This is a genomic window from Mesorhizobium sp. B2-3-11 (genome assembly GCF_006442215.1).
Classification (GTDB): Bacteria; Pseudomonadota; Alphaproteobacteria; order Rhizobiales; family Rhizobiaceae; genus Mesorhizobium; species Mesorhizobium salmacidum.
This window is the reverse complement of sequence record NZ_VFVS01000011.1, coordinates 1-24,622: the sequence shown is the minus strand read 5'-3', so window position 1 is coordinate 24,622 and position 24,622 is coordinate 1. Positions and strand designations below refer to the sequence as shown.

25 protein-coding genes and 1 pseudogene are annotated in these 24,622 nt (G+C 64.1%); 15 read left to right on the top strand and 11 right to left on the bottom strand.

All coding sequences use genetic code 11. From position 1 onward, the window contains the following. Positions 1-89 precede the first annotated feature (89 nt). Genes FJ960_RS16340 through FJ960_RS16330 form a run of 3 tightly spaced genes read left to right on the top strand, consistent with a single transcriptional unit; the run spans position 90 to position 2,766 of the window. Complete coding sequence (locus FJ960_RS16340; RefSeq protein WP_140715300.1) at positions 90-1,181, top strand: fatty acid desaturase family protein; 1,092 nt, start codon at positions 90-92, stop codon at positions 1,179-1,181. A 35-nt stretch (positions 1,182-1,216) separates the two neighbouring features. Beyond that, positions 1,217-1,531 (top strand): MocE family 2Fe-2S type ferredoxin, encoded by a 315-nt coding sequence (locus FJ960_RS16335; RefSeq protein WP_140715298.1) that lies wholly within the window; start codon positions 1,217-1,219, stop codon positions 1,529-1,531. After that, positions 1,528-2,766, top strand: coding sequence for an FAD-dependent oxidoreductase (locus FJ960_RS16330; protein ID WP_181174255.1), 1,239 nt, complete (start codon positions 1,528-1,530; stop codon positions 2,764-2,766). The genes FJ960_RS16335 and FJ960_RS16330 overlap by 4 nt, the downstream gene beginning before the upstream one ends. Positions 2,767-2,873: 107 nt before the next feature. On the opposite strand, the gene FJ960_RS16325 is transcribed toward FJ960_RS16330, so the two are convergent. From FJ960_RS16325 to hslV, 5 genes are all read right to left on the bottom strand, one after another. Beyond that, positions 2,874-3,833 (bottom strand): DUF1402 family protein, encoded by a 960-nt coding sequence (locus FJ960_RS16325; RefSeq protein ID WP_140715294.1) that lies wholly within the window; start codon positions 3,831-3,833, stop codon positions 2,874-2,876. Positions 3,834-4,002: 169 nt separating this feature from the next. Then, positions 4,003-5,313, bottom strand: a complete 1,311-nt coding sequence (hslU, locus tag FJ960_RS16320; protein ID WP_140715292.1) for an ATP-dependent protease ATPase subunit HslU — start codon at positions 5,311-5,313, stop codon at positions 4,003-4,005. A 4-nt stretch (positions 5,314-5,317) separates the two neighbouring features. Further along, complete coding sequence (locus FJ960_RS16315) at positions 5,318-5,917, bottom strand: DUF2585 domain-containing protein (RefSeq protein WP_140509619.1); 600 nt, start codon at positions 5,915-5,917, stop codon at positions 5,318-5,320. Positions 5,918-5,925: 8 nt separating this feature from the next. Continuing rightward, positions 5,926-6,441: a GNAT family N-acetyltransferase gene (locus FJ960_RS16310; RefSeq protein WP_140715290.1), complete on the bottom strand. Its 516-nt coding sequence runs from the start codon at positions 6,439-6,441 to the stop codon at positions 5,926-5,928. 65 nt (positions 6,442-6,506) lie between these two features. Then, positions 6,507-7,058 (bottom strand): ATP-dependent protease subunit HslV, encoded by a 552-nt coding sequence (hslV, locus tag FJ960_RS16305; RefSeq protein ID WP_027142430.1) that lies wholly within the window; start codon positions 7,056-7,058, stop codon positions 6,507-6,509. Between the two features lie 230 nt (positions 7,059-7,288). Between hslV and hisB the strand changes: the two genes are divergently transcribed. The 9 genes from hisB to coaA are packed head-to-tail and all read left to right on the top strand — an operon-like array spanning position 7,289 to position 13,063. Further along, on the top strand, positions 7,289-7,888 hold the full coding sequence (gene hisB / locus FJ960_RS16300) for an imidazoleglycerol-phosphate dehydratase HisB (RefSeq protein WP_140509622.1): 600 nt from the start codon (positions 7,289-7,291) through the stop codon (positions 7,886-7,888). A gap of 4 nt (positions 7,889-7,892) precedes the next feature. Continuing rightward, a complete protein-coding gene (locus FJ960_RS16295; RefSeq protein ID WP_140715288.1) occupies positions 7,893-8,369 on the top strand; it encodes a DUF2628 domain-containing protein in 477 nt (158 codons plus the stop codon). A gap of 1 nt (position 8,370) precedes the next feature. After that, positions 8,371-9,021: an imidazole glycerol phosphate synthase subunit HisH gene (hisH, locus tag FJ960_RS16290; RefSeq protein WP_140715286.1), complete on the top strand. Its 651-nt coding sequence runs from the start codon at positions 8,371-8,373 to the stop codon at positions 9,019-9,021. 5 nt (positions 9,022-9,026) lie between these two features. Beyond that, on the top strand, positions 9,027-9,317 hold the full coding sequence (locus FJ960_RS16285) for a DUF1330 domain-containing protein (protein WP_027142434.1): 291 nt from the start codon (positions 9,027-9,029) through the stop codon (positions 9,315-9,317). 4 nt (positions 9,318-9,321) lie between these two features. After that, complete coding sequence (hisA, locus tag FJ960_RS16280) at positions 9,322-10,071, top strand: 1-(5-phosphoribosyl)-5-[(5-phosphoribosylamino)methylideneamino]imidazole-4-carboxamide isomerase (RefSeq protein WP_140715284.1); 750 nt, start codon at positions 9,322-9,324, stop codon at positions 10,069-10,071. Beyond that, positions 10,068-10,904, top strand: a complete 837-nt coding sequence (locus tag FJ960_RS16275) for an arginase family protein (RefSeq protein WP_140715282.1) — start codon at positions 10,068-10,070, stop codon at positions 10,902-10,904. The genes hisA and FJ960_RS16275 overlap by 4 nt, the downstream gene beginning before the upstream one ends. Further along, the gene (gene hisF, locus FJ960_RS16270; RefSeq protein ID WP_181174259.1) at positions 10,901-11,695 is read left to right on the top strand and encodes an imidazole glycerol phosphate synthase subunit HisF; all 795 of its coding nucleotides are present in this window, start codon (positions 10,901-10,903) and stop codon (positions 11,693-11,695) included. The genes FJ960_RS16275 and hisF overlap by 4 nt, the downstream gene beginning before the upstream one ends. Before the next feature lie 60 nt (positions 11,696-11,755). Next, positions 11,756-12,079 (top strand): phosphoribosyl-ATP diphosphatase, encoded by a 324-nt coding sequence (locus tag FJ960_RS16265; RefSeq protein WP_140509632.1) that lies wholly within the window; start codon positions 11,756-11,758, stop codon positions 12,077-12,079. Positions 12,080-12,103: 24 nt separating this feature from the next. Further along, the gene (gene coaA, locus FJ960_RS16260; RefSeq protein WP_140715278.1) at positions 12,104-13,063 is read left to right on the top strand and encodes a type I pantothenate kinase; all 960 of its coding nucleotides are present in this window, start codon (positions 12,104-12,106) and stop codon (positions 13,061-13,063) included. Between the two features lie 82 nt (positions 13,064-13,145). Here the strand turns inward: coaA and FJ960_RS16255 are convergent, their stop codons facing one another. The 5 genes from FJ960_RS16255 to FJ960_RS16235 form a co-directional block, all read right to left on the bottom strand. Next, complete coding sequence (locus FJ960_RS16255; RefSeq protein ID WP_140715276.1) at positions 13,146-14,693, bottom strand: DegQ family serine endoprotease; 1,548 nt, start codon at positions 14,691-14,693, stop codon at positions 13,146-13,148. A gap of 185 nt (positions 14,694-14,878) precedes the next feature. Next, positions 14,879-15,553, bottom strand: a complete 675-nt coding sequence (locus tag FJ960_RS16250; protein ID WP_140715502.1) for an MBL fold metallo-hydrolase — start codon at positions 15,551-15,553, stop codon at positions 14,879-14,881. 79 nt (positions 15,554-15,632) lie between these two features. Further along, positions 15,633-16,799 (bottom strand): diphosphate--fructose-6-phosphate 1-phosphotransferase, encoded by a 1,167-nt coding sequence (locus FJ960_RS16245; protein WP_140715274.1) that lies wholly within the window; start codon positions 16,797-16,799, stop codon positions 15,633-15,635. A 98-nt stretch (positions 16,800-16,897) separates the two neighbouring features. Next, positions 16,898-17,665, bottom strand: a complete 768-nt coding sequence (locus FJ960_RS16240) for a L,D-transpeptidase (protein WP_140715272.1) — start codon at positions 17,663-17,665, stop codon at positions 16,898-16,900. 11 nt (positions 17,666-17,676) lie between these two features. After that, positions 17,677-17,919, bottom strand: a complete 243-nt coding sequence (locus FJ960_RS16235) for a hypothetical protein (RefSeq protein WP_140715270.1) — start codon at positions 17,917-17,919, stop codon at positions 17,677-17,679. Here FJ960_RS16235 and FJ960_RS16230 point away from each other — a divergent pair. Further along, positions 17,918-18,541 carry a LysE family translocator gene (locus FJ960_RS16230; protein WP_140715268.1) on the top strand — a complete coding sequence of 208 codons (624 nt, stop codon included), beginning with the start codon at positions 17,918-17,920 and terminating at the stop codon, positions 18,539-18,541. The two genes, FJ960_RS16235 and FJ960_RS16230, sit on opposite strands and share 2 nt — an antisense overlap. 85 nt (positions 18,542-18,626) lie before the next feature. Here the strand turns inward: FJ960_RS16230 and FJ960_RS16225 are convergent. Beyond that, positions 18,627-21,412, bottom strand: a pseudogene (locus FJ960_RS16225) (autotransporter outer membrane beta-barrel domain-containing protein). A 227-nt stretch (positions 21,413-21,639) separates the two neighbouring features. Between FJ960_RS16225 and FJ960_RS16220 the strand changes: the two are divergent. Further along, complete coding sequence (locus FJ960_RS16220) at positions 21,640-22,965, top strand: tetratricopeptide repeat protein (protein ID WP_140715266.1); 1,326 nt, start codon at positions 21,640-21,642, stop codon at positions 22,963-22,965. 80 nt (positions 22,966-23,045) lie between these two features. Then, complete coding sequence (xylB, locus tag FJ960_RS16215) at positions 23,046-24,500, top strand: xylulokinase (protein ID WP_140715264.1); 1,455 nt, start codon at positions 23,046-23,048, stop codon at positions 24,498-24,500. Positions 24,501-24,622 lie beyond the last annotated feature (122 nt).

Sequence of the window (24,622 nt, the reverse complement as noted above, 5' to 3'; positions counted from 1 at the left end):
ATTCTATCATGGCTCGGCGTTATTTCTGAGCAAGGAGTTAGTTGATGATCGGCATTCGCATGGCGAATGCCCCGCCATGGGAGGCAATCATGACCGCAGCGCCGTCCCGGCGTGATTACAGCCTGATCGGCCGCGACGCCCGGCTTGCGGTCGAAAACGGGCTGTCGGCGGCCGAGTGGTATCACACCGACATTCCCCGCAAGCAGATGAAGGAGCTGATGCAGCGCTCCGATGGCCCGGCGATCCGCGACACGGCGATCTGGCTGGCCGCCCTCATCATCAGCGGTGCCGGCGCTGCCTGGTTCTGGGGCAGTTGGTGGTGCGTGCCGTTCTTCTTCGCCTATGGCGTGCTCTACGGCTCATCCACCGATTCCCGCTGGCACGAATGCGGCCACGGCACGGCGTTCCGCACGCAGTGGATGAATGACGCAGTCTATCAGATCGCCTGCTTCATGATCATGCGCAATCCGGTGACCTGGCGCTGGAGCCACACGCGCCATCACACCGATACCATCATCGTCGGCCGCGATCCTGAGATTTCGGTCATGCGGCCGCCGGACCTGGTGCGCCTCGTTCTTGGTTTTGTCGGCGTGCTCGACGCCTGGCATGCGATATCAGACATGCTTCGCAATGCCGCCGGCAACATCAGCGCGGCGGAGAAGACCTTCATTCCCGAACAGGAGCAGCCCAAAGCGATCCGTGTTGCCCGCATCTGGACGGCGATCTATGCCGCGACCATCGCGCTGGCGATCTCCACCGGATCTTTCCTGCCCCTGATGCTGGTCGGCCTGCCCAGGCTTTATGGCGCCTGGCATCACGTGATGGTCGGCCTGCTGCAGCATGGCGGCCTTGCCGACAATGTCACCGACCATCGGCTGAACAGCCGCACCGTCTACATGAACCCGATCAGCCGCTTCATCTACTGGAACATGAATTACCACGTCGAGCATCACATGTTCCCGATGGTGCCCTACCATGCGCTGCCGAAGCTGCACGCGCTGATCAAGCACGATTTGCCGGCGCCGACGCCGTCGATCCTGGCCGGCTACCGCGAGATGATCCCGGTCTTCCGCCGCCAGCTGCGCAACGAGGATTATTTCCTCAAGCGCGAGCTGCCGCCGACCGCCAGGCCGTACCGCGAGGAATTCCACAACGACGCCGTCGCGGTCGCGGCTGAATAATCACGCGCCGACGTGCGATCCCAGGGGAGGACTGAATGAACGATTGGGTCGAGGCGTGCGCCACCGGTGACATCGACGAAGAAGACGTGATGCGCTTCGATCATGGCGGGCGCACCTTCGCCATCTATCGCAGCCCGGACGACGAATATTTCGCCACCGACGGACTTTGCACGCATGAGAAGGTGCATCTCGCCGATGGGCTGGTGATGGACGACATCATCGAATGCCCCAAGCACAATGGCCGCTTCAACTACAAGACCGGCGCGGCCAGGGGCGCGCCGGTCTGCGTCAACCTCAGGACCTATCCGGTCAAGGTCGACGCCGGCAAGGTCCTGGTTCAGATCGGATGACCGGCATGGCGCGGGGGATGCTGATCATCGGAGCCGGCGAATGCGGCGGACGGGCCGCGCTTGCCTTGCGCGATCTCGGCTATGACGGGCCGGTGACGCTGGTGGGTGACGAGCCGCATTTGCCCTATGAACGTCCGCCTCTGTCCAAGGAGGCGATGGCCAGCGATGCGCCCGCAATCAAGGCGATCGCCAGCGACGAGATCCTGACCGAAAAATCGATCCGGCACGTCCATTCCGTCCAGGCCGTGGCGATCGAGCGCGCGTCGCACATGGTACGCCTGTCGGACGGTTCGGTGCTGGCCTACGACAAGCTGCTGCTGGCCACCGGTTCGACGCCGCGCAAGCTGCCGATGCCTGGCCTTGGCGTGCGCTGCGTCTATCTCAGAACCTTCGCCGACGCGCTGGCCATTCGCGCCCACCTTCGTGCCGGCAACCGCATCGCCATCATTGGCGGCGGGTTCATCGGCCTTGAACTTGCGGCAGCCGCACGCAAGCTCGGCGCCTCGGTCACTGTCATCGAGGCGCAGCCACGTATCCTGATGCGCGGCGTTCCGGCCGAGATCGCCGAAATCATCCATGAAGCGCATGTCGCCGAGGGTGTCGACGTGGTCTGCGGGGAAGGCATCGCCTCCATCGCCGACGAGGGCAAGGAGGTGCGGGTGACGCTTGCCGGCGGGCGCAAAATATCGGCCGACCTCGCCGTCATCGGCATCGGCGCCGTGCCGGTGACCGGGCTCGCGGCCGAAGCCGGCCTGACCATTGAAAACGGCATATCAGTCGATGCCTATCTGCAAACCGCTGATCCCGACATCTTCGCCGCCGGCGATTGCTGCTCGTTTCCGCTCGCCGTCTATGGCGGCCGCCGCGTGCGGCTGGAGGCCTGGCGCAATGCACAGGAACAGGGCGCACTGGCGGCAAAGAACATGCTTGGCGCCGGCGAGGCGCATGCGGCTGTTCCGTGGTTCTGGTCGGATCAGTATGGGCTGAGCTTGCAGATCGCCGGCCTCTCCGACGAAGGCCGCGGCCTTGTGCGCCGCGATCTCGGTGACGGCGCCTTCATCCTCTTCCATCTCGCCGAGGACGGCAGGCTGGTGGCGGCGAGCGGCATCGGCCCGGGCAATGCGGTCGCCCGCGACATAAGGCTGGCCGAAATGCTGATCGGCAAGCGTGCCAAGCCGGCGCCGGAGGCGCTGGGCTCGCCTGAAGTTAAGCTGAAGGCGTTGCTGGCCGCCTGAGTGAAGTTGGCCGCCCTCTGCCTTGTTGCAGGGCAATTGCGTATGACTGCATCGGCCCTATCCGGATCTTTCGGTCTGATCTCGCCACGAAGGGGAGGTAGAGGTCCTTAGAACAGCGCCTTGAGCTCCGCCAGCTTGTCGTTGACGAGCCAGCCGTAGTAATTCTCTTCGGGCAGCTTCTCCGGCTCACCGGTGGCGCGGCGCCTGTCGTTTTCCGACTTCAGCGCATAGGCGCGCTGCTCCGGATTGCCGACATTGTACAGCGTGGCCGTGATGCCCGGATTGCCAGAGATGTCGAAGCCGGCGATGCTCCTATAGGCGTCGATCGACTTTTTGATCGTCGCGGCGACGTAAGGAAGCGTCAGGTCCGGATCCATGATGGTCTTGTAGACCGAATTGGGATCGGAGACGTCGAGCTTCGGCAGGCCCGACACCTTGTGCACGAGGTCGCTCATCTGCAGGGCGGTCAGGGGATTGAGCTGGCCGAGGCCGAAGGTCTGGCCGGCATAGTAGGGCTGGAAGAAGGTGGCGCCGAAACGGTTGTCGGGGAAATCCTCGCCGCCGACAGTCTTACCGCGAAACGAGCGGTTCCAGACCTGTTCGCGGCATTCCCACAGATCGTAGCTGTCCGAAATCGCGGCGCATTTCTTGAATTCCGGCCGCTGCACGAAATCGGTGATGTCCTCGCCGTCATAGGCGAAGGAGAGCTTGCTCGAGAGGTAGGAGATCGCCTTGACGTAATAGGTCTGCAGCCGGTCGTAGGCGTCGACATTGTAGGTGTGCTCGCCGACGATGGCGCCGACGATGTGCATGGGGTCGATGCCATAGGCGCTTGCTGCCTTCTTGATCTTGGCGCGCAGATCGGCGTCGTTCTGCAGCAGCGCGTAGACCTTGCGGTACTTCGCCTGGAAGGTGGTGTTGGTCGCCTGCGTGCGGCGGCTCGAGGCGCCGGGAATGTCTGGCTGCTCGGTATTGCGGTTTCCCGCCGGCACCAATGTCGCCGCGTCGGCGGCGAACAGCGTCGCCGCCAACGTCAAGCCGAGAATGACCAAGATGAGTTTTTTCATGCGCCGCCGCCTAGAGAATTGCGGCGCAAACTAGGTAAAGCACTTGGTCGAGTCGAGAGCGCCCCATCATCCGGCTAGACGAAAGGTGGCCAGATGGTACCATCTGGCCACACATGGCTCCTGCCGGACGTTGTTGCATGACCGCGCCGGCCTGCTCCGGCGCCCTCGTTCAAAGGATGAACCGCGACAAATCCGTGTTTCTGGAGAGGTCGCCGACATGCTTCTGGACATAGGCGGCGTCGATGGTGACCGCCGTGCCGTTGCGGTCCGGCGCATCATAGGAGATGTCGTCCAGCACCCGCTCCATCACAGTCTGCAGCCGCCTCGCGCCGATGTTCTCGATGCTGGCGTTGAGATCGACGGCGACACCGGCGAGCGAATCGATGGCGTCGTCGGTGAAGGTGAGCTCAACGCCTTCGGTCTTCATCAGCGCGATATACTGCTTGATCAGGCTCGCCTCGGTCTCGGTCAGGATGCGGACGAAGTCCTCCTTCTCCAGCGCGCGCAGCTCGACGCGGATCGGCAGGCGGCCCTGCAGTTCCGGCAGCAGGTCGGACGGCTTGGAGACATGGAAGGCACCGGAAGCGATGAACAGGATATGGTCCGTCTTCACCGGACCGTATTTGGTCGCTACCGTCGTGCCTTCGACCAGCGGCAGCAGGTCGCGCTGCACGCCTTCTCGCGAAGGGCCGCCCGAAATGTCCGACCGGGCGGCGATCTTGTCGATTTCGTCGAGGAAGACGATGCCGTCATTCTCCGTTGCGTCCAGCGCCCGGCGCACCACCTCGTCCTGGTCGAGCAGCTTGTCGGACTCGTCGCCGACCAGCAGGTCGTAGGACTCCTTCACCGTGGTCTTGCGCAGCTTGGTCTTCTTGCCGCCCATCGCCTTCGACAGCATGTCGTTGATGTTGAGCACGCCGATATTGGCGCCCGGCATGCCGGGAATCTCGAAGCCGGGCATGCCGCCATTGCCGGTGTCGGCCACTTCGACCTCGATTTCCTTGTCGTCGAGCTCGCCCTCGCGCAGCTTCTTGCGGAAGCTATCGCGCGTCGCCGGGCTCGCCGTCTTGCCGACCAGCGCTTCCAGCACCCGTTCCTCGGCGTTGACATGGGCGCGCGCCTTCACGTCCTCGCGCATCTTCTCGCGCGTCAGGCCGATGGCGATCTCGACCAGGTCGCGGATGATCTGTTCGACGTCGCGGCCGACATAGCCGACCTCGGTGAACTTGGTCGCCTCGACCTTGACGAACGGCGCGCCGGCGAGCCGTGCCAGGCGGCGCGAAATCTCGGTCTTGCCGACGCCGGTCGGGCCGATCATCAGAATGTTCTTCGGCATCACCTCTTCGCGCATCTGGCCTTCGAGCTGCTGGCGGCGCCAGCGGTTGCGCAGAGCGATGGCCACGGCGCGCTTGGCGTCCTTCTGGCCGATGATGAAGCGGTCGAGTTCCGAAACGATTTCGCGGGGAGAAAATGTGCTCATATCACTAAATTCCACTTTGCCACTGCTTGATGGTCTCGAACGGATGCAGCAGCATGATCACGTTGAGTGTAAGATTGTCCCGGATGAGATAGCCGGTACCCAGTTCGAAGAGGATGGCGAGGCTGACGATCACCCATATAGGTAGCCTTCGCGCCATGACAAATCCCAGCACCATGGCCAGTGTGTCGGACACCGAATTGATGATGCTGTCGCCGTAATAATCGAGCGAAATGGTGCCGGCGCGGTAGCGCTCGATGATGAACGGACTATTTTCGAGGATTTCCCAGCCTCCCTCGACGAGGACGGCGAATGCCAGCCGCAACCCGATCGGCGAGCGCGGGAACAGGAACCGGGCCAGCGCGTAGAACAGGAAGCCGTGGATGATGTGCGAAAAGGTGTACCAGTCCGAAATGTGCTGGGAATTCTCCGAACTGTTCACCACGCCATGCCACAGCTTGACATAGCCGCAGGTACAGATCGGCGGATGGCCCATCAGGTAGAGCGCGACGGCCTGGGCGACGAGCAGGCCGGCGACGATCAGCAGCCCCATCCGCCAGCTATCCTCGTAAGCGGAAAGGCTCTTGTCCTCGCTGGCCGTGACCATATCCTGAATTACCGCTCTTGCGCGTCTTCGGCATCGATCGCCATCAGCACGGCGTCGCCATAGATCGACTGTCTGCGATCAATGGCCCGAAATCCCGCCTTTTCATAGGCCCGGATGGCCCTGATGTTGGCTGGGTCAGGGTCGATAATGACACGCGGCACGCCTTCCTTGAACAGGTCTTCGACGAACTGGCGCACGATCGCCGAGCCATGGCCGATGCCGATGAGTTCCGGCCGGCCGATCGAGATATCGATGCCGAGCGTGCCGAACGGCTGATCGGCATAGGGATGGCCGTCTTCCAGATGCGGATCGTAGCTCTGCAGATAGGCGATCGGCTTGCCGTCGAGCTCAACGATCAGCGGCTCGACGGAAATCGAGTCTATATGATCGGCAATTTCTGCGATTTCCGCCTCGGGATCGCCCCACCACTCTGCAACATGCGCCTCGGCCAGCCAGCCTGCGATCATCGGCAGGTCCTTTTTGGTCACCGGCCGAAAATCGTAGCTATTTTCTGGTTGGATCATGGTCTTTCCGAAAACCGGCGTCCACTTTTCGCTTACGCTGCGGTTCGGGGCCATGGTCGGCCTGATCAAGCCGCATCGAGCGTTTCGACAACGAAATTATTGTTGGTGTAAACGCAGATGTCGGACGCGATCTGCATCGCCTTGCGGGCGATCTCCTCGGCGTCCTTGTCGCTGTCCATCAGCGCGCGCGCCGCGGCCAGCGCGTAATTGCCGCCCGAACCGATCGCCATGACGCCATGTTCGGGCTCCAGCACGTCGCCGTTGCCGGTCAGCGCCAGCGAGACCGATTTGTCGGCAACCAGCATCATCGCCTCCAGCCGGCGCAGATAACGGTCCGTGCGCCAGTCCTTGGCAAGCTCGACGCAGGCGCGCGTCAGTTGGTCGGGATATTGTTCGAGCTTGGCTTCGAGGCGTTCCAAGAGCGTGAAGGCGTCGGCTGTGGCACCCGCGAAACCGGCAATCACATTGCCGCCCTTGCCGATGCGGCGCACTTTGCGGGCGTTGCCCTTCATGATGGTCTGGCCAAGGCTGACCTGGCCGTCGCCGGCGATCACCACCTTGTTGCCCTTGCGCACGGTCACGATCGTCGTGGCGTGCATGGTCAGATTATCAGACATTTCCTGGCTCCGAGCAGCGCCATCCCAAAAAGGCGATTGGCGCGGTACGAGTAACTTTGATCGGCCATATGTATGCACGGGGCCAATGATTGCAAACGGCTCGATAGCGGCCGGGATCGCAACTGGCAATCGCCGGATCATGCTGCTAGAAGGCTCTCGTTTTCAAGCCCGCTAGCGCTTGAGGCCCGTGAACCGGTCACGATCTGAACCACTGGCACAAGGATAGAGTGATGGCGCCTCGTTCCGCCGACGCAAGCCGAAAGACTGCGGAAACCGACATCTCGGTCTCGATACATGTCGACGGCTCCGGCAAATCGGACATCGCCACGGGCGTCGGCTTCTTCGACCATATGCTGGATCAGCTTTCCCGCCATTCGCTGATCGACATGACCGTCAAGGCCAATGGCGACCTGCACATAGACGACCACCACACGGTCGAGGACACCGGCATTGCGCTCGGCCAGGCCTTGACCAAGGCGCTGGGCGAGCGGCGCGGCATCATGCGCTACGCTTCGATCGACCTTGCCATGGACGAGACGCTGACGCGTGCGGCGATCGACGTGTCGGGCCGGCCCTTCCTGGTCTGGAACGTTTCGTTCTCGTCGCCCAAGATCGGCACCTTCGACACCGAACTGGTGCGCGAATTCTTCCAGGCGCTGGCGCAGAATGCCGGCATCACGCTGCATGTCACCAACCATTATGGCGCCAACAACCATCATATCGCCGAGACCTGCTTCAAGGCGGTGGCGCACGCGCTGCGCGCCGCGCTCGAGCGTGATCCGCGCCGGCCTGACGCGGTTCCCTCCACCAAGGGTTCTTTGAAGGGATAGTCTCATGACCGCCTATGTCGTGATGGAGCCACCTAGCCGTAGCGAGAAAGTCGACACGACGACGTTGGTCCGCGACGGCTTCACCTGGCTCGGCCTGCTCGTGCCGCCGCTGTGGCTTGCCTGGCACCGGCTGTGGGTCGAAGCGGCGCTCGTCTTTGTCGTCATGGGCGTGCTTTCGATGCTTGGCCAGAAACTTGGCCTCGGTGTCGCTGGCTCGCTGCTGTCGCTGCTCGTCTCGCTCTATGTCGGGCTGGAGGGCCAGGGATTGCGTATCGCGGCGCTGCGCCGCCGCGGCTGGCATGAATGGGGCGTCGTCGAGGCCGGTTGGCTCGCGGACGCCGATATGCGCTATGCCCTGGAAATCGAAGGCCTTTCGGACGAAGCAGCACCCGCGCCGCGCATCGTTCCGGATGCCGCTTTGGCGCGCCCCACGCAGCCCGGCATAGCGCTGGGGCTGACCCACATTCCGGGACGGCGCTGAGATGCGGGTTGCGATCATCGATTACGGTTCGGGCAATCTGCGCTCGGCAACGAAGGCTTTCGAGCGCGCCGCGCGCGAGGCCGGCATATCGGCGCGGATCGACCTGACGGCCGATGCCGACCGTGTACGCACCGCGGACCGCATCGTCCTTCCCGGCGTCGGCGCTTACGCCGACTGCGCGGCCGGCCTGCGTGCCGTCGAGGGCATGTGGGAGGCGGTCGAGGACGTCGCCATCGCCAAGGGCCGGCCTTTCCTGGGCATTTGCGTCGGCATGCAGCTGATGTCGCAGCGCGGCCTCGAAAAGACCATCACCAACGGCTTCGGCTGGATATCGGGCGACGTCAAGGAGATCACACCTTCCGATCCGGCGCTGAAGATCCCGCAGATCGGCTGGAACACGATCGAATTGAGGCGCCAGCACCCGCTGTTTTCCGGCATTCCGACCGGCGCGTCGGGCCTGCATGCGTATTTCGTCCACTCCTACCATCTCGATGCAAAGAACCCGGACGAGGTCGTTGCGGCCGCCGACTATGGCGGTGCGGTGACGGCCACGGTCGCCCGCGACAATCTCGCCGGCACGCAGTTCCATCCGGAGAAGAGCCAGGCGCTGGGCCTGGCGCTGATCACGAATTTCCTGCGCTGGAGGCCCTGAACACCATGAGCAAGAAGGGCTACTGGATGGCGATGATCGATGTCCGCGACCCCGAGATATATAAACAGTACATCGAGGCCAATGCTGTGGCGTTCGCGAAGTATGGCGCGAAATTCGCCGTGCGGGCCGGCCGCCACGAAAATCCGGAAGGACCTACCGGCAACCGCCATGTGCTGGTCGAGTTCGAGTCTTTCGACAAGGCGGTCGAATGCTACCATTCGCCTGAATACCAGCATGCCTCCAAATTCCGGCTTGCCGCTTCGTCAGGTCATTTCGTCATCGTTGAAGGCGCCTGAACGTATGATCCTGTTTCCAGCCATCGATCTCAAGGACGGCCAGTGCGTGCGGCTGAAGCACGGCGACATGGCGACCGCGACCATCTACAATGATGATCCGGCAGCACAGGCCAAAGCCTTTGAAGAGCAGGGTTTTGAGTGGCTGCACGTCGTCGACTTGAACGGCGCCTTCCAGGGTCAGAGCGTCAACAGCGCCGCGGTCGGCGCCATCCTGAAAGTGACAAAGAATCCCGTGCAGCTCGGCGGCGGCATCCGCACGCTGGAGCAGATCGAGGATTGGCTCGACCGTGGATTGGCCCGCGTCATCCTCGGCACGGTGGCGGTGCGCGATCCCGATCTGGTCAGGCAGGCCTGCAAGGCGTTTCCGGGCAAGGTTGCCGTCGGCATCGACGCAAAGGGCGGCAAGGTAGCCGTCGAAGGCTGGGCCGAGGCCTCGAGCCTCGGTGTCATCGAACTGGCCAGGAAATTCGAAGGCGCCGGCGTCGCCGCCATCATCTACACCGACATCGACCGCGACGGCGTGCTGACCGGCATCAACTGGGACGCCACCATCGACCTCGCCGACGCCGTGTCGATCCCGGTCATTGCTTCCGGCGGGCTGGCCTCGATCGCCGACATCGTGCGCATGACCATGCCCGACGCGCAAAAACTCGAAGGTGCGATCTCGGGCCGCGCCCTCTATGATGGCCGCATCGACCCGGCCGAGGCGCTGGCGATCCTGCAGGGCCGGCCGGCGACGGAGGCGCGATCGTGAAGGTTTCGCTCATCCTGGCCTCCTATGACAGCGGCCACTATCACGGCGGCATGGGCCAGGGGCCCGACGCGCTGATATCAGGCGGGCTCGTCGATGCCCTGACCCTTGCCGGTCACGACGTCACGGTCGAGGACATCGGCAGGGTCGGCGCCGACCAGGAGCGCGAGATCGCCACGGGTTTTGCCGTCTGCAACGCCGTCTCGGGCGAGGTCCGCATTGCCCGCGACAGGGGGCGGTTTCCCATCGTGCTGGCCGGAAACTGCCTGACGTCAGCCGGCGCGGTCGCCGGCGAAGGCGCCGATGCGATCATCTGGGCCGACCAGCATGGCGACCTCAACACGCCCGAAACGTCCGTATACGGCTTTCTCGACGGCATGGCGCTGTCGACGGTGCTCGGCCTGTGCTGGCGCCCGATGGCGGCGGCCATTCCCGGTTTCAGGCCGATCGATCCCGCGCGCTGCGTGCTCGTCAACGCCCGCGATCTCGATCCGGCGGAGGAAAAACTTCTCGAAACATTGCCGGTCATCCGGACGGAATGTCCCGGCGTGGCGCAAGCGACGGAAAGACTGAAAGCAGCCGGCGCCAACAGCGTGCACATGCATCTCGATCTCGACGTGCATGATCCCAAGGCGCTGCAGGCCAACCGCTACGTCACATCAGGCGGGCCGAACCCGGAGCAGATGCGCGACGCGGTCTGCGCCATGGCGCTTGCGGTACCGGTCATCGGCATCACCGTTTCCGCTTACGATCCGGCCTTCGACGCCCAGGCCGATGTGCCGCCGCTGGTCGGCCAACTGCTCAACGATCTGCTTGCCACGATAGAGGGCCGCTGATGCTGAAAGCCCGCGTCATCCCTTGCCTCGACGTCAAGGACGGCCGTGTCGTCAAGGGCGTCAATTTCGTCGACCTCATCGACGCCGGCGACCCGGTCGAGGCAGCCAAGGCCTATGATGCCGCCGGCGCCGACGAACTCTGCTTTCTCGACATCACCGCTTCGTCGGACAATCGCGAGACCATCTTCGACGTCATCGCCCGCACCGCGGAACAATGCTTCATGCCGCTGACCGTCGGCGGCGGCGTGCGCCAGGTCGCCGACATCCGAAAATTGCTGCTGGCCGGCGCCGACAAGGTGTCGATCAACACGGCGGCGGTGAAGAACCCGGATTTCGTCGCCGAAGCCGCCGACAAGTTCGGCAACCAATGCATCGTCGTCGCCATCGACGCCAAGAAAGTCTCCGGCCGCGGCGAGGCCGACCGCTGGGAGATCTTCACCCATGGCGGGCGCGAGAAGACCGGCATCGACGCCGTCGAATTCGCGCGCCAAATGGTCGATCGCGGCGCCGGCGAGATCCTGTTGACCTCGATGGACCGCGACGGCACCAAGGCCGGCTACGACATCGCGCTGACCCGCGCGGTATCGGACGCGGTGCGCGCGCCAGTCATCGCATCGGGGGGCGTCGGCACGCTCGACCACATGGTCGAAGGCATTCGCGACGGCCGTGCAAGTGCTGTGCTGGCGGCTTCCATCTTCCATTTCGGCACCTACACCATCGCGCAAGCCAAGGCGCATATGGCCGAGGCCGGCCTGCCGATGCGGCTGGACTCGCTGGGCAACAGGTCCTAGAGCATGCTCCCGAAGCCGGCTTTCGGGAAAAACCCGGCTTAAACAAGAAGATAGATCGACATGGCCGAGTTTTCGCTCTCCGACCTGGAAAAAATCGTCAGCGACCGCGCCCATTCCGGCGATGCGGATTCGTGGACCGCCAAGCTTTACGCCCGGGGCATCGACAAGGCGGCGCAGAAGCTCGGCGAGGAGGCGGTCGAGACCGTGATCGCCGCCGTCAAGGGCGACAGACAGGGCCTCGTTTCCGAAAGCGCCGATCTTATATATCATTGGCTTGTCGTTCTCGGCATCTCGGGTGTTCCGTTGAACGACGTGCTCAAGGAGCTCGAAGCCCGTACTGGGCGTTCGGGCATCGCCGAGAAGGCGTCACGGCCCAAGGGCTGATCGGGAGGGAGGGCAGGTATCTCGATGGATCAGCTCGCGCCAACCGAGAAATATTCCCCGTTTCGCTTCTTCTCGGCCGAGCAATGGTCGCGGTTCCGGGCCGATACGCCGCTGACGCTGAGCGAGGACGAGTTCCGCCGCCTGCGTTCGCTCAACGACCCGGTCGACCTCGAAGAGGTCAAGCGCATCTATCTGTCGCTGTCGCGGCTTTTGTCGGCGCATGTCGAGGCGAGCCAGCTTCTGTTCAGGCAGCGCCAGGCCTTCTTCAACGCGGTCGACGTGGCCAAGACGCCGTTCATCATCGGCATCGCCGGTTCGGTCGCGGTCGGCAAATCGACCACGGCGCGCGTGCTCAAGGAACTTCTGGCGCGCTGGCCGTCGAGCCCCAAGGTCGATCTCATCACCACGGATGGCTTCCTGCTGCCCAACGAGGTGCTGCGCCGCGAAAACCTGATGGAGCGCAAGGGTTTCCCCGACAGCTACGATGTCGGCGCGCTGCTGCGTTTCCTGTCAGGCATCAAGTCGGCATTGCCCGATGTCCGCGCGCCGGTCTATTCGCACCTGACCTATGACGTCATCCCCGGCGAGTTCGTCACCATCGACCGGCCCGACATCCTGATCTTCGAAGGCATCAACGTGCTGCAGCCGGGCAAGCTGCCGCAGGACGGCAAGATCGTGCCTTTCCTGTCGGACTTCTTCGACTTCGCCATCTATATCGATGCCGACGAGAAGTTGATCCACAATTGGTATATTTCGCGCTTCATGCGGCTGCGCGAGACCGCCTTCCGCAATCCGGACTCCTTCTTCCACCGCTATTCGCAGCTGTCGGAGGATGCAGCCAAGGCGATCGCCGAGGGCCTGTGGACCAACATCAACCTGAAGAACCTGCGCGAAAACATCCTGCCGACGCGCGCCCGCGCCGACTTGATCCTGCGCAAGGGCGCCGACCACCTGATCGAGGAAGTGGCACTGCGCAAATTATAGTCGATAAAGGCTGCGCAAATTATAGCCGAAAAGACCGGGCGTGGCGGGCTCGTCCGCAAGCCCGCCACGCCGGTGTCAGGTGTCAGCCATTGGCGAACGGCACGGCGACATAGATCTGGGTGTCGCCACGTTCCACCAGGAGCAGCACCGATTTGCGTCCGGACTTGCCGGCTTGGGCAATCGCTTGGGTCACCTGCCTGGCGTTCTTCACCGGAGCCTGGTTGACGGCGACGATGACATCGCCCGGCTGGATGCCGGCAGCCGCTGCCGGCTTGTCGGGATTGACGCTCGCAACCACCGCGCCGTGCTCGTTCTCGGGGAGGTTCATCTGCTGGCGAATGTCCGGCGTGATATCCATCAAGCCGAGGCCGATGGCCGGCGCGCGGGACCCCTGCTCGGTGCCCGGCGCGCTGGAGTTGCCAGTCGAGGCCGTCTTCACATCGTCGCTGTTGCGTCCGACATCGACGGAAATCTGTACGGCCTTGCCCTTGCGCCAGACATCCAGTGTCTCCCTGGCACCCGGCGCGACGTCGGCGACAGCCCGCGAAAGATCCTTGGGATCCTTGACGTCCTGCCCGGCGAAGCCGGTGATGACGTCGCCGGTCTCGACGCCGGCCTTGGCCGCGGGCGACCCGTCATTGACCTGCGAGACCAAGGCACCGCTGGGATGGTCCAGCCCGATGGCGCTTGCCACATCCGGGGTGACGGGCTGGATCTCGACGCCGAGATAGCCGTATTCGATGTTGCCGCCCTTCATCAGCTTGGCGACCACTTTCTCAGCCTGGTCCGACGGAATGGCGAAGCCCACACCGACGCTGCCGCCATTGGGCGAAAAGATCGCCGTGTTGATGCCGACGACATTCCCATTGACGTCCACCAGCGGGCCGCCGGAATTGCCGCGATTGATCGGCGCGTCGATCTGAATGAAATCGTCGAAGGGCCCGCTATGCAAATCGCGGCCACGCGCCGAGACGATGCCGGCCGTGACCGTGGTGCCGATGCCGAACGGATTGCCGATCGCTAGCACCTGATCACCCGTCATGAGCTTGTCGGAGTCACCCCATTTCACGGTTGGCAACGACTTGCCCGCGTTGATCTTCAGTACGGCGAGGTCGTTCTTGGTATCGTGACCGACCAGCTTGGCCGGAAGCTCCGTGCCGTCGTCGAGCGTGACCTTGATCGAGGAGGCGCCGTCAACGACGTGGTTGTTGGTGACGATGGTGCCGTCGGCACCGACGATGAAGCCCGAACCGAGCGCCTCGGCGCGCGGCAGTTGCTGTTGCGGAGGCGTCTTGGGACCAGGCATGCCCTGATCGCCGAAGAACTGTCGGAAATAATCGTCGAAGGGCGAATTGCCGTCGAAGGGCGACGCCCCGTTCATTGCTTCAGGCTGTGCTTTCATGAGCGTGGTGATGGTCACGACGGCCGGCTTGGTCGTGGCCACGATCGGCGCCAACGACCCCCTCGGGGCCATGGTCCCGGCAACGGGGGTCTGCGTCGTTGCAACCGTGTTGCCCGTGCCGACGCCGTTCGCGCCGTCGGCGAACGAGACGACAAAGGGAGATGCCAGCAGCGCGGCGCCCAGCAGGGCGGCGACGCGATGCCTACGAAGAATGCTCAGGTTTGACATGGTCGTTCTGTCCGGGCGAGGGGTTGATCCGCGCCGCGGGTCTTCCTGGGAGAGTGCCCGTCGGCGTGTCGGCGGCCGGGCTTGCCTGCCTCGCCACGCATGGCGGCCGGCCGGATCGACAACAACTATCTAGGGCGCCGATCCGCGCGATTTAGGGGTTTGGCCCGACCTTACGAAGATTTAATTCAGAGCACGCTTACGGACCGCAGATAGGCCGATGCGATTTCGCGCATGCGCCTGCCGTCGAAGCTCGGGCCGTGGCCGCCATGGCCGACGCGGACCGGCAGGTCGAGCAGCCGGCGCATCGTGTCGCGATAGGCCTCCCGATCGGAATCCGGCAAATCGTCGATCAGCGTGTCGTCATAGATGGCGTCGCCGCTGAAGAACAGGCCGTCGGCCTCGTCGAACAGCGCGATCGAATCCGGCGAGTGCCCGGGCAGATGCAGCACCCGAAACCGGCGATCGCCGAGATCGACCACGTCGCCTTCGTCGAGTGTGCGCGTCAACGGCGCCGGCGGTATCGCATAGTCGGCCGATTTCCAGCCTGGCGCCGGCAGTTTCGAGACCGCGCCCTCGATATCACGGAACATGTAGGCGTAGGTCGCAGCCTCATCCATGCTCTCGAATTGCGCCGCGCTCATCCTTGGCCCGGCCCGCAGCGGGAATTCGTGCAGCGAGCCGACATGGTCGAGGTGGATATGGGTGGCGACGACCAGAAGCGGCTTGCCTTCGGGCGTCCTTATCTGCGGCGCCAGCGGGCAGATGCCCATGCCGGTATCGACCAGAAGGTCGGCATCGCGGCCGGTCAGATGCCAGATGTTGGCGCGCACATAGTCGTGCACGAACGGCTCGGTCAGCATCGTCGTCCTGTCGTCGACGATGCGCCTGGAGAACCAGCCTGAGTTCACGTGAGAATCCGGATAATGTGCAGGCCGGGCATCAGACGAACGGCTTTCCGACCTTGTATTTTTCCGGCACCAGCCGCTTGAGATAGGCCATGCCGGTCTCGGAAAGCTGGTTGGCGTCGGGCTTCATGAAATCGTCGGGCATGTGGCGGGTCTTGCCTGCGACGTTTTTCAGCGGCACCTTCTTCAGCACTATCTTGCTGCCATCATATTGCAACGCCACCGAGCCGCCGCCCTGTTCGGCGACGCCGACGGCGAAGGCGCCGGCATCGAACGCCTCCTGCGCGTCGACCGCGCTGATGGCGCCGACATAGCCGCGTGGCATGTAGCCGAGCGCGTCGACGCGTGCCCGCTTGCCCGGCAGCCCCTCGGCCAATGCCCGTTCGAGCGCCGCCGGCAGGTCGCTGCCCGACAGTTTGACGTTGCCGTGCTGATCGCGCTCGAGTTTATCCGCCGGCACCAGGCTTTCGACCAGCGCCTTGCCGTCGGCGGTGCTGACGCCTTCCGACACGGCGACGATGCAGCGCTTGTGGCGGTCGAGGGTGGCGCGCACGTCGTCGATGAAACCGGCGGCGGAGAACGGCCGCTCCGGCACGTAGACGAGATGCGGGCCGCTGTCGGGATCGAGTTGCCAGGCAGCCGCCGCCGCGGTCAGGAAACCGGCATGCCGGCCCATGACGATGCCGACATAGATGCCGGGCAGCGCGCGGAAATCGAGATCGACGGACAGGAAGGCGCCGGCGACGAATTCGGCCGCCGACATGAAGCCCGGCGTATGGTCGTTTTCCTCGAGATCGTTGTCGATCGTCTTCGGCGCATGGACGAAGGCGATCTTGCCGCCGGCGGCATCGGTCAGGATTTGCTGCGTGCCCGAAGTGTCGTTGCCGCCGATATAGATGAAGGCGTCGGCGCCAGCCTTCTGCAGGCCCTTCAGGATGACCTCGCAATAGGCGGCATCCGGCTTGTCGCGCGTCGAGCCGAGGGCGGCGCTCGGCGTTCCGGCGATCAGCCGCAGCCGGTCCTCCGGGATGGCGGAAAGGTCGACATAGTTGCCGTCACGGATGCCGCGCACGCCGTGGATGGAGCCCAGCACCTTGGCGCCGGGATCACGCTTGCGGATCTCCAGCGTGGCGCCCACAACGGTCTGGTTAATGACGGCGGTCGGGCCGCCGCCCTGCGCGATGACAAAAGTTCCGGCCATTCCTGACGTCTCCCGAGGCGATGGTTTTCAAGGCACCTTGGCCTGTCTTGTCGCCTCGCGCAACGGAAGAGTCTGGCGGACGCAAACCGCGGCCACGATCACATGACGACGACCGGGTTTTTCTTCGATACCCGGCTGTAGAGGTCGATGATGTCCTGGTTGATCAGGCGCACGCAGCCCGACGACATCGCCTGGCCGATGCTCCACCATTCGGGCGAGCCATGGATGCGGTAGCCGGTGTCCTTGCCGTCCTGGTAGATGTAGAGCGCGCGGGCGCCGAGCGGATTGGTGAGGCCGCCGGGCTGGCCGCCCTGCCACTTCACCAGTTCGGGCTTGCGCTGGATCATTTCGGGCGGCGGCGTCCAGGTCGGCCATTCCCGGCCGTACTGGATGTTGGCGCGGCCAGACCAGCGAAAGCCATCCTTGCCGATGCCGACGCCGTAGCGGATGGCGTCGCCGCCCGGCTGGACGAGATAGAGCATGCGTTCCTTGAGATGCACGACGATGGTGCCGGGCGCCTCGCCAGTGGTGTCGACGACGATCTGGCGGCGGAATTCCGGCTTGACCTTGAGATAGGGCACCTCGGGCACGTTGAAGCCGTTGTCAGTCAAGGAGGCGTACATGACGTCGGGACTGGTGATGTTCTTGTCGACGCTGATCGAGGGCCGGATCGGCACCGAACCCGTGACCGTATCGTCGAGCTGGAGCGCCGGCAGGTCGCCGCCACCCGAAGTCGAACAGCCGGCGACGCCGAGCAGCGCCAAAGCGCCGGCCCCGGAAAGGACGGCGCGGCGGGAGAGAAGAAAATCGGTTTCGATTGCGTCGCCGTTTCGTGGCGGCGTCGGACCTTGCGGCAACTCACGCATATACCCAAACCCTACGCTTTCGGCGGGAAGCACGGTCCGGCCGGATTGCGGGCATTTTCATCATTCATGGTTGACAAAGCGTGAATGCCTTGTGCTGCTTGCGTTTGCTGAGCGGCGCGAACTGACACCGAGTTGCCGCTGGCGCAATTGTGCCGGTTGCCGGGCCGGAATGCGCGAAAACAAAGATTCGGCCCTTTACATTCTTCGGGACCCAAGGATTTATCCTCTTCTTTACGCTCAAGGGAGACGAGCATGTCCTTCGAAACCTGGGCCGCCTTCGCTGCCGCGTCGAGCATCCTTCTCATCATCCCGGGCCCGACCATCCTTCTGGTCGTGTCCTATGCGCTGGGCCAGGGCTGGCGCACGGCCTTGCCGATGGCCGTCGGCGTGGCGCTCGGCGACTTCACCGCCATGACCCTGTCGATGCTGGGCATCGGCGCGCTGCTTGCGGCTTCCGCCACTGTCTTCACCATCCTGAAGCTGATCGGCGCCGGCTATCTGATCTATCTCGGCGTGAAACTGTTCCGCGCCGGCGGTACGCTGAAGGCCGAACCGCGCACCGACATGGTGTCGTCGGCCAAGATAATGGCGCATGCCTGGCTGGTCACCGCGCTCAACCCGAAGAGCATCACCTTCTTCGTCGCCTTCCTGCCGCAGTTTCTCGACCGGCATGCCAATTTCTGGACGCAGATGCTGATTTTCGAGACGACGTTCCTAGCGCTCGCCTTCGCCAACGCCTTCGGTTACGCGCTGATCGCGGCACGCGCCCGCAACGTGGTGCGCAATCCCAAGGCGATCCGCATCTTCAACCGCACCGGCGGCACGCTGCTGGTCGGCGCCGGCATCGCCACGGTGGCGATGCGGTCCAGCAATTGAGAAACGCATCCAACGCATCCAAGGTGTGTTGAGATTCAGGTCGGACCATTTGCAGGCAGGCTGAACCTCGTCACAGCTGCTTGCTTCACCATTTGACGCTGAAGCCCAGATTGCCCTCGAGGATGCGGCGTTTGTCGCCGCCGAGGTTGCGGTGTAGTCGCCGGTGGCGAAGATGCTGACCTTGTCCGTCACTTTGGCGACGATACCGCCGCCGAACTCGAACGAGGTCGACCTGCCCTCGGTCGAGATGTCGGTGGTGCCGAAGCTGACACGGTCGGTGCCGCCGAAATCATGCCAGATATTGGCCTTGAGGTAAGGCTGCAGCGCTATGCCGTTGACAGTGGTCTCGCCTTGCAGGCGAGCGCCCAGCCGGCCGGTGATGCTGCCGTCGCTGTCGAAGGAAACCGACGAGAAACGATCCTTGGTATCGTCGAGCGACAGATGCTGCCAGATCAGTTGCGCCTGCGGTTCGAGCGTCCAGCCCTGCGCCAGCGCTATGGGATAGCCGCCCTCCAGTGAGGCGGTGACACCTGTTCCGCCAATATCGATACCGACGTCGCGCGACGACGTGGCGTCGCCGCCGAAGAAGGTGGCCATGAGGACGCCGTCGAGGTACCAGCCGCCCTGGCCGATGCGGGTCCAGTAGCCGCCGACACTGGTGCCGTTGGCGTCGAGCTTGCCGACGGACAGATCATTCTGCCCCAGTGCCTGGCCGCGCACATCGCCCTTCATGCTGGCATAGGCGACGAACAGGCCGGCGCGATCGATCGCCCCCGACGCGGTTTCGCGTCCGAAGACGTCGAAGCCCGCCTGCAGGCCGAACAAGGTGCCGTCGAAGGACGGCGACACCGTTCCCGACCAGCCCATCTTGGCGTCCTGGCCGTAGATGCGGCCCCAGACCGGCGACAGCTCCGCGTTCGACAACAGGCTCTGTTCGCCGCGCCGCTCGTGGAAGGTGCCGAGTGTCGTCATCGCCAGATGCTCGGCCACCGGCGGCAAGGCCGAGTAGGTGGGCACCTCGACGCGGTAGAGCAGAATCGTCTCGCCGGCTGCCGGCGTCGGCAGGTCCGGCACGGCGGTCGGCACCACCGGCGGTGGCGGTGGCGGATCCGCTGGCGGCGCTGGCGGCGGTGCCGGTGGCGCCTCGGGCTCGGGGTCGCTCGCCTGCACCGGCGGTGTCGAATCGACCGGCGGGTTGTTGATGTCGCCATCGGTCGGCAGCGGCACCGGCGGCAGCTCGGACGGTGGTGGCGGCGGCTCGGTCCGCGGCGCCTCCGGCTCTGGCTGCGGCGGCGGTTCAAGCGCCGACGGCCCAGCGGCCGGTGTTGCCGGTGTGTTCAGGGTCGATCGCAGATACCAGTTCTGCTCGCTGCCGGCGCTGACGCCGCCCTTGAAGAGATAATATTCGAAGGCGCCGGCAGCGACCGGCGCATCAAGGGCAAAGGCGCCGGCGCTCGACGTGGCGCTGTTGACCGCCTGGACGAGCATGATGCCGTCGGCGGTGGTCTGCGCCCCGGCGCCGCCGACATTGACCACGGCAATGCCGGTCGAGCCCGAGGCCGTGCCGCCGGACAGCACCAGCCGGTCGGAAGCGGAGCGGTCGTCGCCAAGCTCGGTCTGGAGGAGGAGCAATCCGCCCATCCCGACATAGTTGCCCGATATGGTCAGGCGATCGGTGGCGCCGGTGCTGCCGTTGGTCAGGTCGATGCGGCCGGCATTGACCACTTCGGCCAACTGTCCCGCGGTAAAGGCCTGGATGGAGCTGTTGAAGCCGCCGCCATAGAGGGTGCTTGCCTGGTCGACGCTGAGCTTTCCGGTGCCCGTGCCGCTGTCGCCCAGCACGAGATTGCCGTCCAGGATCAGTTGGGTGTCGTTGGTGGCGTCGATGGTTTCCCAGTTCTGAACTCTGGCGATGCCGTCCAGCTTGACGTTGTCGAAGGTGAGCGCATCGGTGCCCAGGCCGCCATTCAGCGCATCGGCTCCGCCAAGATTGGCCTTGGTGAGATTGCTGAGCTTGGCGGTATCGTTGTCGGCGCCGAGGTCGACCGAGCCATAGATGATGCCGCCGCCGTTCCAGACGAAATTGTCGGCGCCGAAGCTCATCAGCACATCGCCGCCTACCGTGCCGCCTGTTATCGTCACGCTGTCGTTGCCGCCGCTGACGCTGATGTTGCCGCCGATCGTGCCCCCGGAGAGAATGATGGTGTCCTGATCGAAGCCGGTGACGAGGTTGCGGTCGATGATGCCGCCCGACATGTTGAAATAGTTCTTGTCGAGCTTCATGTTGACACGGCCGATGCGGCCCCCGGTCATCACGGCACGGTCGCCGTCGTCGAAGAAATCGATGATGCGCCCGCCGGTCATGGTGAAGGTGTCCAGCCCGTCGCCCTGGTTCAGCGAACCGACTAGGCCGCCGCTCATGTTGAAATCGTCAATGCCGGCGCCCTGCTGGACATTGCCGGAGACGATGCCGCTGCCGATGGTGAAGAAATCCGTGCCGTCACCCTGATCGACCGTGCCGGTGATGGTGCCGGACTGCATGTCGATGCGGTCCGTGCCGGCGCCGAAAGTGACGTTGCCGCTCACCTGGCCGGTACCGCCGGCGGGAAAGGTCAGCGTGTTGTTGCCGTTGATGTCGTTGAGGCTGCCGCCCGAATCGCCACTATCGCAAGTGAAGGTGTCATTGCCCGGAGACGGAACCAGCACGCATGCCGCGAAGGCCGCGGAGCCAGGCAGCAACATCAGCGATGTAATTGCAAGTAAGCTAATAAACCCAGAGTTGATTCGCCTTGGCCTTCGCCGCGCCAAAGAAATAGCCTTGCCGATGTGCTCCGAGCCGCTGTTCGGAAGCTGTATTTCAAAGTTCCGCATCGCGTTCCCTCTCAGATCGCGATTTCAAGCCCCTTGCCCGCGCCGCAATGAAGCCACAATTCGTTCGCTTTTACAAAGCCTAATCTGCCTCTCATGGTTGATGAACTGCAAAAATAGCTGACATGGTGCAGATGTGCCCGTGATTTGGCGTTGCCGTGGCCCATGCTTTAAGATCATGTTGGACCGAGGGGCATCATGCCCATGGGGCGCCGACCAAGGACTCTCGCATGACTATCCGGGACGCATCCGGCTTGGCATTTTCGGGCGCGACGGACGCGGGATTCGCACCCTACGGCCAGGCCGTGCGCGAATTGCAGTGTTTCGTTGGCGATCCGGTGAACTCCGTCGACCGCGCCATCGCGCAGGACCCCGGTTTCGTCATGGCGCATGTCTTCAAGGGCTACCTTTTCGGCCTTGCCACCGAACCGGAGGCGACGGCCATGGCCAGGACCTGCCACAAGGCGGCGCTGCCGCTTGCCGCGACAACGCGCGAGCGTGCGCATGTCTCGGCCCTCGGCCACCTTGCCAACGGGCGCTGGCATCAGGCCTCCGGCATCCTGCAGGACATAGCGATCGATTTCCCGCTGGACGCCGTGGCGCTCCAGGTCGGACATCAGGTCGATTTCTTCACCGGCAACGCCCGCATGCTGCGCGACCGAATCGCACGTGCCCTGTCGTCATGGCAGACCGACATGCCGGGTTACCACGCCATCCTCGGCATGCAGGCTTTTGGGCTCGAAGAGATGGGCGAGTATACGCAGGCCGAAAGACTGGGTCGTATAGCGGTCGAGATCGAACCGCGCGACGGCTGGGCGCAACATGCGGTGGCGCATGTGATGGAAATGCAAAGCCGGCAAAGGGACGGCATTGCCTGGATGCGTGCCGATCCCGAAGCCTGGACGAAGGAGAGCTTCCTCCAGGTCCACAATTGGTGGCACCTTGCATTGTTCCACTACGATCTCGGCGAAACCTGCGAGGTGCTGGCGCTCTATGACGGGCCGATCTACGGCACCAGATCGACGCTGGCGCTCAACATGGTCGATGCATCGGCGATCCTGTGGCGGCTCCATCTCGGTGGCGTCGATGTCGGCGACCGCTGGGCAACACTGGCCGCCAATTGGGTGCCCAAGGCCGGCGCCGGCAACTATGCCTTCAACGACGCCCACGCGATGATGGCCTTTGTCGGCGCTGGGCTCGACGCTCCGGCCCGGATCTTGCTCGAGGCACAGCGCGAGGCGATGCGGGGCAATGACGACAACGCGGTTTTCACGCGGGATGTCGGACATCCCCTGACGCTTGCGATCAAGGCGTTCGGAGAGGGCAACTACGCCGAAACCATCCGGCTGATCGGTCCGATCCGGGCCATCGCCCATCGCTTTGGCGGCAGCCACGCGCAGCGCGACGTCATCGATCTCACGCTGATCGAGGCCGCCCTGCGCGCCGGCGACGGCGCGCTCGCCCAGGCACTGACGACGGAGCGCTCGACGGCGCGCCCGGACAGTCCGCTGGCGGCGCTGTTTTCGCGACGCGCCGCCGATTTGTCAGAGAATTGACCCGGAGCGGATCTTGCCTTAAAAACTGCTCAAGTATATTTTTTCGGACTCCGAAAAAAATAACGACGTGGGAGGACACCATGTATCTCGGCCTCGACCTGGGCACATCGGGCGTCAAGGCGCTGCTGATCGATGCCGGACAGGGCGTCGTCGGCTCCGGCCATGGCACGCTTGATGTCTCTCGGCCACATCCTGGCTGGTCCGAACAGGATCCGCTGCATTGGATACGCGCCTGCGAGGACGCGATCGCCGAATTGAAGGCGTCCTATCCCAAGCAGTTCGCCGCGGTGAAGGGCATCGGCCTGTCCGGCCAGATGCATGGCGCGACCTTGCTCGATGCGGCCGATCATGTGCTGCGCCCGTGCATCCTGTGGAACGATACGCGTAGCCATCTCGAGGCAGCGGCCCTCGATGCCGATCCACGCTTCCGCGCGCTCACCGGCAACATTGTATTTCCCGGTTTCACCGCGCCGAAACTCGCCTGGGTGAAGAACAACGAGCCCGCTGTCTTCGCCAAGGTGGCAAAGGTGCTTTTGCCGAAGGATTTCCTGCGGCTTTGGCTGACCGGCGAACATATTTCCGAAATGTCCGACTCGGCCGGCACGTCCTGGCTCGACGTCGGGAAGCGCCGCTGGTCCGCGGACCTGCTCGCCGCGACATCGCTTGACGAGAGCCGTATGCCAGCGCTGGTCGAGGGCACCGCGAAAGCTGGCGGTCTGCGCGCCGAACTCGCATCGCAATGGGGTATCCAGGCTGGCATCCCGATCGCCGGCGGCGCCGGCGACAATGCGGCTTCCGCCTGCGGCATGGGCACGGTCGGCGCCGGCCAGGCTTTTGTCTCGCTCGGCACGTCGGGCGTGCTGTTTGCCGCAAACGCGTCCTACCTGCCGAACCCGGCAAGCGCGGTGCACACCTTCTGCCATGCGCTGCCCGACACCTGGCACCAGATGGGCGTCATCCTGTCGGCAACCGATTCACTCAACTGGCTGTGCGAGATCACGGGCAAGGGCGCCGGCGAGCTGACATCGGAACTCGGCGAGGCGCTGAAGGCGCCGACCGGCGTGTCCTTCCTGCCCTATCTCTCAGGCGAGCGTACGCCACACAATGATTCGGCCGTTCGCGGTTCCTTCACTGGCTTGGCGCATGAATCGAGCCGCGCCGTGCTAACCCAGGCCGTGCTCGAAGGCGTCGCGTTTGCCTTCCGCGACAGCCTCGAAGCGTTGAAGACGGCCGGCACGACCTTGACGCGCGTGACCGCGATCGGCGGCGGCTCGCGCTCGCGCTACTGGCTGAAGGCGATCGCCACCGCGCTGCAACTGCCGGTCGACATCCCCGCCGACGGCGATTTCGGCGCCGCCTTTGGTGCCGCCCGGCTCGGCCTGATAGCCGCGACCGGCGCCGATCCGCTGGCTGTGTGCTCCGCGCCGAAGACCGACGCCACGATCGAACCAGATTCCGGTCTGGCCGGTGCCTACGCGGATGCTTACCAGCGTTACCGGGCACTGTATCCGGCGATCAAAGCAGTAACCGCGTGAGTTGGCGCCAGGCACCCCCCTCTGCCCTGCCGGGCATCTCCCCCTCAAGGGGCCTGTTGCGCAATTCTGGCATTGTGATTCACTTCGATTATTGCTCGGAGGGATTTGCGATGGCGGTGAAG

What these genes read in the sequence shown, in the direction of transcription:
- FJ960_RS16340 (WP_140715300.1), top strand. Translation starts at nt 90, where the DNA reads ATGACCGCAGCGCCGTCCCGGCGTGATTACAGCCTGATCGGCCGCGAC.
- FJ960_RS16335 (WP_140715298.1), top strand. Translation starts at nt 1,217, where the DNA reads ATGAACGATTGGGTCGAGGCGTGCGCCACCGGTGACATCGACGAAGAA.
- FJ960_RS16330 (WP_181174255.1), top strand. Translation starts at nt 1,528, where the DNA reads ATGACCGGCATGGCGCGGGGGATGCTGATCATCGGAGCCGGCGAATGC.
- FJ960_RS16325 (WP_140715294.1), bottom strand. Translation starts at nt 3,833, where the DNA reads ATGAAAAAACTCATCTTGGTCATTCTCGGCTTGACGTTGGCGGCGACG.
- hslU (WP_140715292.1), bottom strand. Translation starts at nt 5,313, where the DNA reads ATGAGCACATTTTCTCCCCGCGAAATCGTTTCGGAACTCGACCGCTTC.
- FJ960_RS16315 (WP_140509619.1), bottom strand. Translation starts at nt 5,917, where the DNA reads ATGGTCACGGCCAGCGAGGACAAGAGCCTTTCCGCTTACGAGGATAGC.
- FJ960_RS16310 (WP_140715290.1), bottom strand. Translation starts at nt 6,441, where the DNA reads ATGATCCAACCAGAAAATAGCTACGATTTTCGGCCGGTGACCAAAAAG.
- hslV (WP_027142430.1), bottom strand. Translation starts at nt 7,058, where the DNA reads ATGTCTGATAATCTGACCATGCACGCCACGACGATCGTGACCGTGCGC.
- hisB (WP_140509622.1), top strand. Translation starts at nt 7,289, where the DNA reads ATGGCGCCTCGTTCCGCCGACGCAAGCCGAAAGACTGCGGAAACCGAC.
- FJ960_RS16295 (WP_140715288.1), top strand. Translation starts at nt 7,893, where the DNA reads ATGACCGCCTATGTCGTGATGGAGCCACCTAGCCGTAGCGAGAAAGTC.
- hisH (WP_140715286.1), top strand. Translation starts at nt 8,371, where the DNA reads ATGCGGGTTGCGATCATCGATTACGGTTCGGGCAATCTGCGCTCGGCA.
- FJ960_RS16285 (WP_027142434.1), top strand. Translation starts at nt 9,027, where the DNA reads ATGAGCAAGAAGGGCTACTGGATGGCGATGATCGATGTCCGCGACCCC.
- hisA (WP_140715284.1), top strand. Translation starts at nt 9,322, where the DNA reads ATGATCCTGTTTCCAGCCATCGATCTCAAGGACGGCCAGTGCGTGCGG.
- FJ960_RS16265 (WP_140509632.1), top strand. Translation starts at nt 11,756, where the DNA reads ATGGCCGAGTTTTCGCTCTCCGACCTGGAAAAAATCGTCAGCGACCGC.
- coaA (WP_140715278.1), top strand. Translation starts at nt 12,104, where the DNA reads ATGGATCAGCTCGCGCCAACCGAGAAATATTCCCCGTTTCGCTTCTTC.
- FJ960_RS16255 (WP_140715276.1), bottom strand. Translation starts at nt 14,693, where the DNA reads ATGTCAAACCTGAGCATTCTTCGTAGGCATCGCGTCGCCGCCCTGCTG.
- FJ960_RS16250 (WP_140715502.1), bottom strand. Translation starts at nt 15,553, where the DNA reads ATGCTGACCGAGCCGTTCGTGCACGACTATGTGCGCGCCAACATCTGG.
- FJ960_RS16245 (WP_140715274.1), bottom strand. Translation starts at nt 16,799, where the DNA reads ATGGCCGGAACTTTTGTCATCGCGCAGGGCGGCGGCCCGACCGCCGTC.
- FJ960_RS16240 (WP_140715272.1), bottom strand. Translation starts at nt 17,665, where the DNA reads ATGCGTGAGTTGCCGCAAGGTCCGACGCCGCCACGAAACGGCGACGCA.
- FJ960_RS16230 (WP_140715268.1), top strand. Translation starts at nt 17,918, where the DNA reads ATGTCCTTCGAAACCTGGGCCGCCTTCGCTGCCGCGTCGAGCATCCTT.
- FJ960_RS16235 (WP_140715270.1), bottom strand. Translation starts at nt 17,919, where the DNA reads ATGCTCGTCTCCCTTGAGCGTAAAGAAGAGGATAAATCCTTGGGTCCC.
- FJ960_RS16220 (WP_140715266.1), top strand. Translation starts at nt 21,640, where the DNA reads ATGACTATCCGGGACGCATCCGGCTTGGCATTTTCGGGCGCGACGGAC.
- xylB (WP_140715264.1), top strand. Translation starts at nt 23,046, where the DNA reads ATGTATCTCGGCCTCGACCTGGGCACATCGGGCGTCAAGGCGCTGCTG.